At 56.9% G+C, this 14,600-nt stretch carries 14 protein-coding genes; 5 read left to right on the top strand and 9 right to left on the bottom strand.

Going from position 1 to position 14,600, the window contains the following annotated elements; genetic code table 11:
* Nucleotides 1–656: 656 nt before the first annotated feature.
* On the bottom strand, nt 657–1,403 hold the full coding sequence (locus M7Q83_RS03915) for a hypothetical protein (RefSeq protein WP_298335591.1): 747 nt from the start codon (nt 1,401–1,403) through the stop codon (nt 657–659).
* Between the two features lie 80 nt (nt 1,404–1,483).
* Here M7Q83_RS03915 and M7Q83_RS03910 point away from each other — a divergent pair, with 80 nt between their 5' ends.
* A complete protein-coding gene (locus M7Q83_RS03910) occupies nt 1,484–1,678 on the top strand; it encodes a hypothetical protein (RefSeq protein WP_298335590.1) in 195 nt (64 codons plus the stop codon).
* A gap of 398 nt (nt 1,679–2,076) precedes the next feature.
* On the opposite strand, the gene M7Q83_RS03905 is transcribed toward M7Q83_RS03910, so the two are convergent.
* Entirely contained in the window at nt 2,077–2,541 is a 465-nt protein-coding gene (locus M7Q83_RS03905) for an RDD family protein (RefSeq protein WP_298335588.1), read from the bottom strand.
* A complete protein-coding gene (locus M7Q83_RS03900; protein WP_298335586.1) occupies nt 2,534–3,754 on the bottom strand; it encodes an MFS transporter in 1,221 nt (406 codons plus the stop codon). The genes M7Q83_RS03905 and M7Q83_RS03900 overlap by 8 nt, the downstream gene beginning before the upstream one ends.
* Nucleotides 3,755–3,825: 71 nt before the next feature.
* Here M7Q83_RS03900 and M7Q83_RS03895 point away from each other — a divergent pair, with 71 nt between their 5' ends.
* Genes M7Q83_RS03895 through M7Q83_RS03880 form a run of 4 tightly spaced genes read left to right on the top strand, consistent with a single transcriptional unit; the run spans nt 3,826 to nt 5,603 of the window.
* Nucleotides 3,826–4,308, top strand: a complete 483-nt coding sequence (locus M7Q83_RS03895) for an inorganic diphosphatase (RefSeq protein WP_298335584.1) — start codon at nt 3,826–3,828, stop codon at nt 4,306–4,308.
* Nucleotides 4,308–4,631, top strand: coding sequence for a NifU family protein (locus M7Q83_RS03890; RefSeq protein ID WP_298335582.1), 324 nt, complete (start codon nt 4,308–4,310; stop codon nt 4,629–4,631). Before M7Q83_RS03895 ends, M7Q83_RS03890 begins: the two co-directional genes overlap by 1 nt.
* A 3-nt stretch (nt 4,632–4,634) precedes the next feature.
* Nucleotides 4,635–5,369, top strand: a complete 735-nt coding sequence (locus tag M7Q83_RS03885; RefSeq protein WP_298335580.1) for an enoyl-CoA hydratase-related protein — start codon at nt 4,635–4,637, stop codon at nt 5,367–5,369.
* A 15-nt stretch (nt 5,370–5,384) separates the two neighbouring features.
* Nucleotides 5,385–5,603 (top strand): hypothetical protein, encoded by a 219-nt coding sequence (locus M7Q83_RS03880; RefSeq protein WP_298335578.1) that lies wholly within the window; start codon nt 5,385–5,387, stop codon nt 5,601–5,603.
* A gap of 711 nt (nt 5,604–6,314) precedes the next feature.
* On the opposite strand, the gene M7Q83_RS03875 is transcribed toward M7Q83_RS03880, so the two are convergent.
* The 6 genes from M7Q83_RS03875 to M7Q83_RS03850 form a co-directional block, all read right to left on the bottom strand.
* Complete coding sequence (locus M7Q83_RS03875) at nt 6,315–7,298, bottom strand: class D sortase (protein ID WP_298335576.1); 984 nt, start codon at nt 7,296–7,298, stop codon at nt 6,315–6,317.
* A 414-nt stretch (nt 7,299–7,712) separates the two neighbouring features.
* Nucleotides 7,713–8,663: a glycosyltransferase family 2 protein gene (locus M7Q83_RS03870; protein ID WP_298335574.1), complete on the bottom strand. Its 951-nt coding sequence runs from the start codon at nt 8,661–8,663 to the stop codon at nt 7,713–7,715.
* 69 nt (nt 8,664–8,732) lie between these two features.
* Nucleotides 8,733–10,790, bottom strand: a complete 2,058-nt coding sequence (locus tag M7Q83_RS03865) for a DUF2079 domain-containing protein (RefSeq protein WP_298335572.1) — start codon at nt 10,788–10,790, stop codon at nt 8,733–8,735.
* Entirely contained in the window at nt 10,787–12,862 is a 2,076-nt protein-coding gene (locus M7Q83_RS03860) for a hypothetical protein (protein WP_298335569.1), read from the bottom strand. The genes M7Q83_RS03865 and M7Q83_RS03860 overlap by 4 nt, the downstream gene beginning before the upstream one ends.
* A complete protein-coding gene (locus tag M7Q83_RS03855) occupies nt 12,859–13,758 on the bottom strand; it encodes a hypothetical protein (protein WP_298335567.1) in 900 nt (299 codons plus the stop codon). The genes M7Q83_RS03860 and M7Q83_RS03855 overlap by 4 nt, the downstream gene beginning before the upstream one ends.
* Nucleotides 13,755–14,462, bottom strand: coding sequence for a hypothetical protein (locus tag M7Q83_RS03850; protein WP_298335565.1), 708 nt, complete (start codon nt 14,460–14,462; stop codon nt 13,755–13,757). The genes M7Q83_RS03855 and M7Q83_RS03850 overlap by 4 nt, the downstream gene beginning before the upstream one ends.
* Nucleotides 14,463–14,600 lie beyond the last annotated feature (138 nt).

The raw sequence follows: 14,600 nt of genomic DNA, 5'->3' as shown, positions 1-14,600 counted from the left end.
TCACGAAGTGCTGGCATAGATAATTACGCTAGCACCCTAGCCCCAAGACTTGCGGCGACCTCGATCCAAAGACTTTCTGGAACCACGGACAGGAACCGTTGCAACTAGCTTCCCATGACCATTGACCGCGCATGCCGCAGAGCCACTTGCGAACCGTGACAACGCCGCGACGATCGGTGAGAAACAGCAGTACGGGATGCAGCCATCACACCGCCTCCTAAATGCCGTAGAGTAAGCGATCGACCAACTAGTGTATCGGCTGCTGAAAGAGCATTGCCACGCTAGGACGACCGTCGTTGGTCGTCATCTCTTGCAGGACCATAACGCACCACGCATTCGGCCATTCATTGACTTCCCCACCACATCGCCCCCATCTGGGCCGGGCCGCAGCATGTGACACAAACTGAAGCAAAACGTGCACCCTGGATCCCGAAATGAGCAGGATCAGAAGCTGCCATTGCTAGCAGATGCTAGCGAGGACGACTTCGAACTCCCTACGCTCAGTCGCTAGCTTCTCCCACGCTCAGACCTCCCACTCGGCGCGACCGTATCTGTTGGTACCCAAGACCAGCGCACGATCGTCACCATTGCAACGTTCCTACCATCGATGGCGCGCTCACGATTGCAGGCAGCCCCGATAGGTCGCGCAACGATCGTTATTGAGCGATGCCGACGATCGGGGCAGAGAGAGGGTGGGTTCCACTCAGACCAGTGAGGCCATCGGAGTAGGTGTTGCCAAGGAAATCAGCGTCACCGAAGCTGTAGATGAATCCTGCCTTGGTCGCCATCCAGTAACCGTCACCATTGGCCGTTGGAAGGATGCCAACCACCTGAGAAACGAGGGGATGGCTACCACCTAGCCCACTCAGCCCGAGCGAGTAGGTATTGCCGTAGAAGCCAGCATCACCAAAGTTAAAGATACCACCATCGGCGCCCACCAACCAGTATCCACCGCCATTGGGAGTCGTCGCCATAGCAACAATCGGGGCAGAGAGGGGGTGTTTCCCACCCAGACCGGTGAGGCCATCGGAGTAGGTGTTGCCGTAGAACTTCGCATCGCCAAAGCTAAAGATTCCGCCGTCCTTGCCGACCAGCCAGTATCCACCGCCCATCGGGTCTTCAACCACGCCGACAATCGGAGCTGCAAGCGGCCGTGATCCGGTGAGTCCGGTAATGCCGTCGCTGTAGGTAGTACCGTAGAATCCCGACGCGCCAAAGTTGAAGACACCACCGTCAGCGCCAGCGAGGTGATAGCCCACCGCAGGCATTCCAGTTGTCACCGAAGCACTTGTCAAACTTGTAGCTGGCAAAGCGACGCTGCCAGAAGATACCGCGACCCCAAGGAGACCAGCCAGACTTAGTACTCCCAAACTAGCCATCAAACCACCACGGCGAACTTTCATTGACATCTCCTCGTCTCGGTGCAACCGGCATCAGTAGAAGACCGATCACACTGGTCCTTCGAAACCGCCAACGAATCTGGATGCCAAGAGAAGACGATTTCTTCCGCATCGTCGCGACCGAGGAGACACACAGTGACCCTGCGACGTTGGATGCAAGCGCTCTGATGTCTCGGCGTACACGTGCCAGCAAGGAGGGTCACGAGACGAGGGTGAGTGATGAAGGCACCCTCTCATCGAATGCGTTCCATTCCACTACGCATAGAATCGCCTGGTGAGCCCCAATTTTAGCGACCGTCCCCTTCCTAGATGACGAACCAGGACACAGGTAAACCCACAAAGAGTTATCCATCGCACAGGCGTAACCTGCGGGTGGTTAGTGGGATTATCAGAGGTAGCGACCCGCGCAAACACGGCAAGCATGCATCAGAGCCAAGCCGTTCAGTGGGTGATCAACAAACCATGTCACTTGTTCTCACTGACTCGCTCAACTGCTACACCGAATAGGTTGGGTTCGTCCTCATCACCCACAAAGGGCTGATCTCCTTGGAGCCGTTGCCTGCTCACCAGCAGAGCATCACGCTCTGCTAAAGACCGCTTGTTCCTTGTCGCGACGGTTTCAGCCTGTTTGGGACCGAGGAGCGAATGCAGTATTGATGATCACCAGGGCAATGGTCTACGGGGTGACGGTGGCAGACTCCCGGACGACGATGGTGCGAGCAACACGGTCCTGTAGCGTCCGTCGCTCCGGATCAAAGAGCGCTGGCAAATAGCCAAGGAATATCACAGCCATCGAGACAAAGGCGATGACCAGTCGAATGAGGACAATTCCTGTCTCAAGCTCATTGCCGTCCGCGGAGACCACTCGTACGTGCGCCGCACGCGCTCCGAGCGTCTGACCGTTGACCATGATTCGCATCACGACGAAGTACCCAACAACAAGAACGATGTTGATGGTGTAAATAATCGGACCCATCTCAAAGCGAACAACCGAGAAGATCGGGTTTTCAAGTCCACCCATGCCTCCGAGTAGTAGCTCGACTATCAAACTACCAAAGAAAACGATCAGCGCGTCAAAGATAAAAGCTTCGACTCGACGACCGATCGAAGCAAGCTCCGCGCCCGGTACTGCATCACTCACTCTGTCGCTCCATCCCACTCGTTACATCCACATGATCGATCGCTTGGATCCATCGGCGCTCGCGAAGCGCCAACACACCCCACACCACGAGGCCCAGCACGCCAGCAATGGTACCAGCGATCGTGACATCTGCCCAACCGCCGATCCCATAAAGTATTGAGGCAAGACTGGAGCCGAGCACGCCGCCTAGGAAATAGAAGACCATGTACACCATCGTGATGCGCCCTTGCGCTCCTGGTGCGAGCTGATAGATCAGACTCTGATTCGACAGCTGTGCACCCTGGATGCCAGCGTCAAGGGTTGCCGTCAAGACGATGAACAGCACGATCGAATCGTGTGTCAGGAAGAAGGCAAAGTACGACAATGCAATGAGCGAAAAGGAGACGACCGTCGTGAATGCAGTATGTCCCCTATCCGCTAAGGCACCGACGACACGAGCTGAAAGCACACCTGCCAACCCGGCGAAGCCAAAGAGCCCGATCAGGCCCGAACTGAGGTGATAGGGATGCGCTGACAACGCAAAGGCCATCGTCGTCCAGAAGATCGAAAACGCGCCAAAACTCAACATCCCAAGGAAGGAGCGAAGACGCAGGATCGGCTCCCTCTGCAAGAGACGGAAACCATCACGCCACATGTCAACAAAGGCAATTGCATGTTTGTCTGCCTCTGCTGGAAGGCGTAGCCAGACAATGAGTGCGAGAATGGCCGAAGCGAGGGCCGCGACAAGAAAGACGCTGTGGTAACCAGCGAGATCAGCGAGCGCCCCCGAATAGGTGCGCGCGAGCACGATGCCCGCCAACAACCCAGCCATCACTTTTGCAATCTCAGAGGATCGCACCTCCGGCGGGGCTGCCGCCGCCACGTAGGTGACGGCCAGCTGAGCGACGACCGAGAAGATGCCAACCCCTATCAGTGACACACCCAAAGGGATCGTACCGGTGACGAGTCCCGCACCGACATCGAAGAGGCCAGCCAACAACAGTGACAACACGATTAAGAACCGCCGGTCGAAGCGATCGCCAAGCGGAAGCAAGACGCCGAGACCGACGACGAAGCCGGCCTGTGTGACGGTGATCAAAAAGCCCGCGTTACCGCCGGAGAGATGGAGCGCGACTGACACGATATGCAGCAATGGCTGCAGATAGTAGGTATTCGCCACCCCAACACCAGCCACAATCGCGAGCAAGAGTGTAGGTATGCGCTTATGAGTCATAGAGTTACTTTGTTTACCAGCCTATCAGGACAGGTAGACTTCTAGGGTACCTCGAGTAAGGAGCACGACCTATGGACCCGATTACCGCAATCATCGAGATCCCGCGCGGATCCAAAAACAAGTACGAAGTCGACCACGAGACCGGAGCTGTCTGGCTCGACCGCACCCTCTTTACACCGATGAGCTATCCGCTCGATTACGGCTTTATCGATAACACCCTTGGAGAGGATGGTGACCCGCTCGACATCCTGCTCCTCGTCGACGTGCCGACCTTCCCAGGGTGCCATGTGAAGGTCCGACCAGTGGCATGCTTTATCATGTCAGACGAGAGTGGGCGCGATGTAAAAATTCTTGGCGTCCCCGCCAAGGATGTTCGTTATGAGCGCTACCAGGAGTTGAACGACGTGCCGACGCATATCCAGGACGAAGTCGAGCACTTCTTTAGCCACTATAAGGATCTTGAGCCGGGTAAGTCAGTCACCATTGAGGGTTGGCGCGACCTCGCCCAAGCGCATGACGAAATCGAAGCCTCCGTCAAGAGGTATCAGCATTGATGAGCACCGTTGACCAGGAGCGCCGTTCCCAACTCGAAGCGCTGATTACCAAACTCCGACCTGCCGTACAAGCCGACGGCGGTGATCTGTACCTTGCCTCCGTCGATACCGAGACCGGCAGGGTCGTCGTTGGCCTCTCAGGTGCGTGCTCAAGTTGCGCGATCTCGACGACCACGGTCAAACTCGGTGTGGAACGTGTTCTCAAGGCCAAACTCCCCTGGGTCACCGATGTCGAGGGCGATCTTGACACGTCACTCGACTTCGAGGAGAGCGCGCGCCTTGGCACTGGCGCCTATGTGCCGATCTCGATTCGCAAGAGCTGACCCGTGGGGGTAGTCGAGCGCTCAGACCATTGTGCGACCGCGATCCTCAGGATCAATCGGGCCCAAAAGAAGAACGCACTCAGGCTTGAGGACTTCGACGAACTCGCAGACGCACTCACTACCGCCGATCACGACCACGCAGTGCGGGTGATCGTCGTCACTGGCACCGCAGATAGCTTCTCTGCAGGCGCCGATCTCAAGTCACTCGCCAACTACGAGCAGAACCCCCTTGCCCATCTCGCACGGGTGCATCGCTGCGCACGAACACTCGCCACCGTGGCAAAACCAACCATTGCTGCTATCAACGGCATCGCCGTGGGAGCTGGGCTCAACCTCGCACTCGCCTGCGATCTGGCCATCGCCGGTCGCTCGGTAATGGTAAGCGAGATTTTCCTCGATCGAGGTCTCACGCTCGATTACGGCGGTTCGGCACTTCTTGTCCAGCGGATTGGACTCCATCGAGCCAAGGAGCTGGCTTTCTTCGCCACGCGGCTGGTCGGTGAAGAGTTACTCGCCTGGGGCCTGGTCAACGCCGTGGTCGATGACGACCGCGTCCTGTCCACCTCGCTTGAGTGGGCCGATCGGCTTGCGCAACGCTCACCCACTGCCCTAGCTCTCACCAAATCCCTCCTCAACCGTGCGGCAGCTTCGCTGACCCAAGCGATCGACCTTGAAGTGATTGCCCAAGTGGCCGCACTGTCGGACCCAAGTATCGCCTCGACCCTCACCAACTTCTAACTCGAGGCTTTTGCGATGGCCGAAGAGGGTATCGACCCCATCACCAAAGCAGTCGCCGAGATCCGTTTCGTACAACCCTACCAAGCGACTAAATGGTATCTCTGCCCGGGCTGCAACACCGAAATCCCACCGGGAACCGGGCACTTTGTCGTCGTACCGATCGACAATGTCGAACTACGTCGTCATTGGCATCGACGTTGTCTCAACTGGGAAGCAGAACACGGGCGGATCTAATGCAATAGCATTGATACAAGGACCAGCAACCATGACCCAGAGAAGATCTTTGACGGGTTCCGGGCATCGAGGGTTGGGGCCAATTGGACTGGTTGGGATAGTTGTTGAGATATAGATTCATACGCCTTCAAGCGCCTCGGGGGTTAGAGTGCAGGCGTCCCCTTGGTAGCACCTGGTGAAGGATTTAACCGGTCGCGCCAGCGAAGGCTTCAGCCAGGGCCTGAGGGAGAACAACCAGGACTCCCGATCGCCCCAGTGCAAACTGTGCCGGCGAGATCCAGTGGAAGGCCCCTCCCTTATATATCGAGCGGAACTCGATACTACCCGACAGGCAGTTCAACAGCGAACTCTTGAGCTCGGTCGCTGAGGCACAGTTGTTGACCAATCAATAGCGCAAGGACTACAACCAAACCCGAGCGTGTAGCTCCCTTGGATACTTACCTGCGCAAGTGTTCTTGGCCCTTGACGTGACAACCCAGCGGATGGTACTCACTCGATCAGCGGCCAAGTACCGGCAACAACGCCTACATGCGAAACCTACTTCCGAGTCGAAGCGGCATAGGGCCTAGATGCTAGTATCGGGGGTCGTCGCGCGAACGAAGTGGACTAGACACGACGGGCCTTGCAGATCTAAACCTGCTCAAAGACTCCTTGGTTGCGCTCCAGGAGGCCTGAATTCCAAAGAGCTAATCTATGGTTGTGCATCGGGAATCAATTGACTACTTGCGTGATCGACGTCGCATTCAACCGCACCTTGAGCGCACGAATAACAAAATGTTGAACCACCTGCACTTGTCCAGCCGCCGTCTTGAGATTGACTGCGGCAGTTCCAGCGATAGCATGTCGACCATCGATTGTTTCTGACAAGTTCGCAAGTGAATCAAATCCTTGATAACCATGGAGTAACGGAGTAACTTCACGCGGTGAGTCATGACTCACCGCAACGAGCTGGGAAACACTTTGAGCACTCGCTGCGTGCAACAACGCGATTAACCAGTTCACCTCAGCACTAGCCAACGAGTAAGGGGCGCTGGATCCCGACCATGACGCGGATGGTTCACCGGTGATAACGAAAGAACCCATCGGGAGATTGTTGGCATCGAGGTTAAGGTTCTCGCTCGCAATTGGCGGGGGAATGCCAATGGGCCGAAAGTGATCCTCCCTCGGGATCCTCGGAACATTGTCAACGGCTGACGATGCCACCAGTGTTGCACCCACGAGGTATCGATATGACGTGAGGTACAGAGCATTGAGTGGCCAGCATGCCTCAAGAACGACACTAGGCGTTGCAGTATCGACCACTGGCGAACCTGTATGGACAACTTTGTGCCAGTCCACTCGATAGACCTGCTGTTGTGTCGGAGTATCAACCTCAACAAGACTCCCGCGTCGCAGACCTCCGAGACCAGAGAACCAACTCACGTTATGAGCGGCGATGATTGACGTTCCTGCCACACCGGGCATCACACTGGAGGGGAGATGTCCAACCGCAACATTCAAGACGTTATCGCCAACTCCCTGCTCCACCGGTGCAACCAGGCTGATCCCGGGAATCCGGAGCAACGCAATCACCCCGGTGGGCCATGGCTTTCCTTGTCGGGCATCGACAACCGCTCTGATTTTCTCCCCGCCAACAATCGATGATCGAGCATAGAACAGCCCAATCCTGCCGACGAGAAGCAATCCCAACGCCACACAGAGCGCGCCAATTCCAAAGAGCAACTTTAGACCACGGCCAGTCCTGCTGTGGCGTCCTCGCAACCGAAGCATCACCAACGCCGTTGATTACACATCAAGATAAACACCGTTCGACAATCGCTCCTCTCCATTGTGTCGGCGGGAACAGCGCAAACATTGAGGTCAATCCAGGACTCGACCTTCATACACGTCGCTCCTACCGACCCGGACCCCCGATTGAGCAGGCAACCGCGCGTATCACGAATCACATCAATCGGCTTTTCGCATGCGAGCCGACCCCACTTCTCTACCGACCGGAAAGCCGCTCCGGAAAGATCGATCAACTTCGTACTCGTCTCCCACCAACCAAGGGAAATATCAGTCGCAACTAGAGCTACTTCGATCCACCCCTTCGCGTCGTCAAAGCAACCATCAGACGGCTTGAGTCGAAGGCATCCGAGCCTCCTCGCCATGAGGCGTGCCCACCAGTGCGGGTGGATCAGCTATCAGTCCGGCTATTCGATCACCGTCTCCCGCCGAACCCACCTCAAGAAGTGACTGGGACATTGGTCGTGGAGCATGGAACTCAACAGTTTTCGCCACCGGTGAAAGAGAGCCCCGCTCACCATGGACTGACTTGGTTACCCCGGTAAAAATTCCTCGGCCGTGGCCATCGAAAGATCGTCGACATGCTAGCGACGTGCGCACCACTCCAAGACCATAACGGATCGACCGTCGAAAGCTGATCGAGGACGAGTCCGGCGAATAACGAGTTGGACAGGAAACCTCTCCAATGCGTGCACCACTGGCAACCGCATAGGCCAACGCCTCGCTATCAAAGACGAAATCATTGGAGAACTGATGGAAGGGCATCGACACAAGCAGATCTCGCGAGAAGGCGCGCAAGCCTGTGTGATACTCAGATAATTTCTGTCCCACCACAGCATTCTCAAAAGCTGTGAGAACGCGATTAGCCAGGTACCGCCACCAAGGCATCCCACCTTCCCGGGCACCATTACCAAGAAATCGTGATCCAAGTGCCATGTCGTAGTGGCCCGATGCGATGAGACCAGCAAGCGACGGAATCAAGCGGGGTGAATACTGATAATCCCCAAGCACCATGACAACAATATCTGCATGATCATCTAGCGCAAGCCCATAACAGGTCCGCTGATTGGCACCATAACCTTGATTCATTTTATGGGCAACGACCAACGCATTACAACTCTTTGCTCTTTGGAGCGTATGATCATGACTCGCATCATCGACCACAATGACCCGGTCCACAACACCAAAGTCAATCTCGGCACTAGTGGCCTCAATGTTCCGCTCTGCGCTGTAGGCAGGAACCACCACGACTACTCGTTGACCCCCCCCTAACATGATCTATCCCCATCACGCTAATCCTTTCCTCTTTTCGACCTAAATGACCAAGACCAGAACGGTGAATCCTTAGCCCTGGCCAATTCCAGCGAACAAAGCCGATCGCAGAACCGCCACACCCTCTCGGCCACTCCCCATCCAGACCCCGTCGAGAGTGACGGCGGAACCCTTGGGCACAAAGACTCGCAACTCGAAGGCATCTTCGGGAATCGGGGGTACAAATCGGGTCTGGAACGGAAATATGCCATCGGAGAACGCCGCTGATGGCGGCGTCAAACGCGGAGTCACAAACGGCATCGTGATGAGCTCCGTCGACGCGGAGCTGAGGAAGCGCTGAGCGACAAGGGCACCGGCCGGATCATCCCAAACCTGCAGCGAAGCCTGCCCTGAGACTGAGAGCGACACAATCGCCTCATCGCGTGTCCTCGGAGGAAAGGCCACGGTAAAATCCTGGAGGGCAAACCCAGGCCCGTGAAAAGACTCGGCACAACCTTCATACGTTCCATGCAGCGGCGAACGGCTAGTGAGACTGTGAGCGAGTGAGCCACAGACACCGGTCGCCCCAGGTGTGAGTTGCACGTCGCGCGATCCTGGGCCCGGGTTCCAACGAACCCAGTAGACAGGGCCCGAAAACACCTGCAATCGGGCACCAGGAAGCTGCGCCACCATTGAGACTTCCGAGAGCAGCACACCTGGACCACAGTACTCTGCACCAACTTCAGGCGCGACAACAACGTTTAACGGAATTCCATGCGTTGGAACAATGGTGCTTGACCTGCACTTAAGAGGCTGAAATTGTTGGTGTCGAGTAGCAAAGTCACCGATAATCCCGTTCGGAGCAACGACCTCTTGGCGAACGGGTATCTCCGCCTCGATCGTAGCCAGCGAAGCTCCCGCCTGAGCAGAGGGGGCGATCCCCACTACGTTCCCCACCAGACGTGGGGCAAAGACCACCACCCAACCGGTGGACCACACGACACTGGCTATTCCTACAGTTAACCCAACCGCTCGTCGGTGACGGGGACCGTAGAGCCACAGTAATACGCCAACCGAACCGAGCAACAGCGCGTCGCTCACAGGAACAGTCTGAAAGTTGCCTGCGTACGCGAATTGCACTGGCGTCAGCCAAGCGGCCAACCCTACTAATGCCATCTGCCCTACTCCTTCAGCGCTGAAGACCCCGAGCACCCCGGCGGCCCCGATCAGGGCCCAGACGTCGGGAAGCGATCTGAATAGGCGATCGAGCGCTCTGGCTGGGTGATGCAGAACCCCGATCGCGATGCCAGCTAAGTGATGATGCCCTGGCGCCAACGCCCCATAAAGCACCGCTGCACCACCCCAAGCATCCGGTGGAAGAATACTCCCGGGTGCCACTAGGACGAGTCCACCGGCGACGATAATGACGGCACCAACCTGCCAGCGTCGTCGTAACAGCGCAGCGATCCCAAGCCCCACCACCACCAATCCACCGGTATCGCCAGTTAGCAGCAAGAGGGTAACCAGAACGACCAGCCAGAGGGTGCGACGTCGCTCGAGGGCGATCGCCGCCAATACCAACAGACATCCTTGGAGGGCCTTATCGTGATAGTCAAAACTTGCCGACCAGTAGAGCCAGATGTCGATGAGACCGAGGAGCGCTGGTACGAGGGTGAGCACCTCAAGGCGCGCGCCTGAGATACCACGCTCTCGCCCTCGCACCCAGGCATAAGTGGCCACGATCGGACCAATGAGGGCCAGGGGCAAGGCCTGGAGAAGAATCAACAACGTGATCTTCACAGGAAGATGAAGCAGACCGACGAGCAGCAGCGCCAACGGCCAGGTGAGGAGATCATAGTGATTCCTCATGAAAGGAGAGTATGCAATACCAACGAAATAATGAGGATTTAGATCACCACGGGCGATGGCACTATAGGCACTTGCGTCGACGGAATAGTCCCAACTCAACGCTCCTCCCTCAACGATCCGCAGCTCCTCAACGCAGAGGATCACAAACTGAAGGAGACCAAGTCCCCAGGCGACCTTGACCACCCCATCGAGCGCCCCCAGTCGTCGCACCAAGCGAGCCCCACGATTGCGCAATCCTACAAGAGAGCGTATCGGTGGTGCCTCGCTGATGACGGTAGTCATCGTTCACTTCTCCTCTGGACAAAGCGAATTGGCACGATTTGGGAATAGCCGTAGGGGTAGAAGCCCTGGGTCGACACGAGGTTTGCCTCAAAGCTGATCGGGTCTGGTTGTGACCCATGATCAACGATGCGAAAAACTGCTACTCCCCCGGGTCCGGTCAACTCCTCCACCGGAGTGGCTCCGGGAGCAGAACGATTGATGGCGGCACTCCCGTACAGTAGACCTCGCTGGGCATAGACCGCCTGGCCGAGATAGACAGGAACGCCAGCCTCGCGAACGCGTTCATCGAGTCGATTGACCAACTCCGCATCCAGGGTAACGGTCTTGCCAAACGAAATCGGGTGGTTAAGTGCATCCGGAACGAGGACCACGTGTAGCAAACCTGGCTCGTAGAGGGCAGACGGGGCAACGAAGTTCTTTGCAAAGGACACCATCTGAAAACCACCGGCTACAGATGGCTGAGCAGGAAAATTCGGTGCGCCGACGACGACGGTTTTGCTGGAGTGCGCAGGAATAATCGTCGGTCCTGACAACCGCACCCAGGGCGAACTAAAGGAGCCTGCCAATTCGGCCACGTAGTTAGGTGTGATCGGGTGGTTCGACGAATTTGCAACCGCCAAAGTCACCCGGTCAATCGTGGCGAGTTGGCCAGAGGTATGAACGCCAACAATGCGAACCCTGAGTGGTGGAGGGGAGGCTACCCAGAGTACAAGAGCCCCCAGCGTGATCGTCCCCAACGCCGCAAGGGTAATCAATAATGGGCGTCTCGATAGTTCGACACGACTCCGAGGCCAGCTCCCTAGCGCCACCAACGCCGCGGGAATAAGGTTGACGAAGTACGAACCAAAGGAGCGGGTCGCAAAAAAGAGGGCCAAGACTGGTAACGCAAACGCCAACCAACCATGTTGGGGCCAGGCAAACCAAAGAATGACAAGGCCTCCAGCCATATAGACGATGGATAAAAGCGTCAACCAGGAGAAGCCGCCGCCGCCAACTCCAAACGCCAGGGTGAGCGCTATTAGTCCCTGACCCGCCGGCACCACGGAGGAATCAAAGGGAGTGAGGACCCCTGCGAGCCAAGCGTGTGGAGCCCATAGGACAAAGGGAACCTGCCAGACCATGAACGCGGACGCAGCGATCGTCACAAAGAGTCCCAACCGAGTCCACGCAGCCCTCCACCCCTCCCTGTCAGCAACGACAAGGAGCACGACTTCAGCGAGAAACGGAGCGATCAACCAAGGCGTCTGCTTGATCGCCATCGCAGTACCGAGAAGCAGCGGTGCGATCCAGCCCCATCGACTACGGCGCAAATAGTGGGGCATTGACGCAGCCACTCCAACCAAGAGCGGAACATAAAGCGCATCTGTCACTCCGCCAACCGCATAGGCAATATAGGCAGAGAGACTTACTAAGACAAGGACCAGTGGTCGCCAGTCGTTGCGGACCGTGACCCAGGTGAGCAAAATCGTTATAGCCCACGCGGTAATGTCTACGATCTCCCCCGCCTGCATGTGGATCCCGGCCAACAGCATCGGTACGTAGACAAGGAATGAGAGCGCAGGGTAGGACAGGCTGGTGACTGGCGATCCATTGAAACGCAGGGTATAGGCATCTGGTGATACCTGATAGCGAGGAAAGGCGTTAGCAAGAGACGCTCGATAGGGATCGACTCCATGCAACAGGAGATGGGCTGCATACTGGTCAAATGCGAGTTCATCCGTCGCGTAGGCGGGAGCCAACAAGATCTGCTGCCAAGCCCAGGCGACGAACGCTCCAAGGACAACCGCCAAGATCACGTAGTGAACAAATCGCGCCCTTGGCGAACTTGCTAGCCACGGAGATGCAACAGCGATGCCAAGACCCGATGCCACCGCACCCACATCAGCTACGCTGAACCACACACCCTCACCGACGCCTAACCCAAAACGAAGCCCCCAGAGGACGAGAACCGCACCGACCAGCATCCAGGGACCCGCACCCTGAGCGACACCCGCAACCCCCAGACTGGGACTTATCTCCTCTGATCGCTTCTCGGCCACTTCACGCGCAGGAAGTACATCGAGGGTTTTCACGACGTCGACGCCACCTGAATATTGGCCGCATTTGGCAAGCTCGCGAGTTCAATCAGATGTTGACTGGTAAGGTCAGTCTGAATGGCAACTGCACCCTTTGGTGCTGGCAGCACGCGAACGTCGCGTTCAGTCGCCAGGTCCACGACAGCCACATTGCGAATTTGAGCAGAACCCTTTAGTACAAAGAGATGGTTTCCACCAGGTCCCATAGCCAGGGCACGGCCTGAGTGTCCCACGATGAAATCTCCAATCTCCTGACCGGTTGTCGTGGTGTACACAGCCACGACCCCCTGTGATTCCAGCCCATACAACTCATTCGGGGTTTGCAACGACGATGCAATCGCAACGGTCTGTAACGCTACCGGGATAGTTGAGGAGGCCTCACGGGTTGCAACGTCTAAGAGGGCAACGGCACGGGCACGGCTGGTACCCTCGAGGACGAGAATGGATCCTCCATCGCTACCCACGCTCAACGATAGCACCGGTTCCGCGACAGGAACGGAGGCAAACTCACGGCCGCTCTCGGCGTACAGTTGCACCGCTCCTACCGAGCTGCCCCCAAAGCCAACCGCGATATCACCATTGGGCAGCTGAGTGATCGACTGTGCAAGATTCGAAACAGAAAAGCTCCCAATCTCTTGTTGATCAGCGATATCGTAAAGGAACACCCCCTTCGAATGGTCCGTCCCAGCAAGCACCGCAATGGTACCATTCGATTGCAATGGCCCCATCGCCAGGGCATCCGAAGAGACTGGAATAATCTCACTGGGACGCTGGTGGGTTGAACCAGACGCAGGACTCTTGTGGGCAGTAGATGCTGTCGCAGCACCACAGGCACCAAGTAGCGCGCCAAGGCCCAGCGCCAGCACTCCGATCTGGTAAAACTTAAACCTCAAGCCTGTCGGCGCCTTGATGCAACCATGAGCGAACCGCCAAAAACGAGAAGCAGTCCGGCACCAGCAGCCTCGGGAAGGAAATTCTTTCCCGTTACGGGAGAGGTGGCTCCTGGAACCACTGAAGAGGAAGACGCCGGTGTTGCCACCGCAAGGCCCGGGTCGCTGGTGACGGTGATGACCGCCTGACCGTTCGTTGCCGTCGCATTATTAACAATGTAAGGATTCCCGACAACAGGATACTCAATCACCTTGGACTTTGATGTAATCGAACTCGACTGAATAGTGACCGTCACGCCTGACGCGAACGTGCCAGAGAGCGCCTGCCCGGTGGCACTGTCGAGCACTTCAACACCAACACCAGCTCCAACGGTGTCCCCAAAGAGCCCTAGGCTCGCGAGGGAAGAGGTGAGAGAGGAGAGGGTGGGCTCGGTCACCACGAGTTGGACGACTACGTTCCCGAAGGCACCTGGGGGTACGGAGATGGTTACGTTCGAAACGTTGGAGGTTGCATGAAACGTTTGCGTCTTCGACGAAGGAGCAACGCTTTGGCTCAGAACGGTGGTTTGGAAACCAGCAATGGGAGCCGGAGCTGAAGGACTGCTTGGAGTAGGGCTACCACTGGCCCATGCAGCCGGTGTCATTCCCAAGACTGCGACCAACCCCGCCACCGTCGAAACGGCTACTCCCCGCACCACAGCTCTCATCAACCAACCTCCTAGCAACCTCAATCTTCAAAGAAGATAAACCTGATCGATCTCCCCAAACATTGAGAGAAGGGCATTCACCGTCCATTCCAAATGTCAGCGTCAATCGACTACCTAAGCTGTCGGCAGATCTGGATC

This window comes from Ferrimicrobium sp., from assembly GCF_027364955.1.
Taxonomy (GTDB): Bacteria; Actinomycetota; Acidimicrobiia; order Acidimicrobiales; family Acidimicrobiaceae; genus Ferrimicrobium.
Note: the sequence above shows the minus strand (reverse complement) of the source record. Positions and strands in the feature narration are given on the sequence as shown.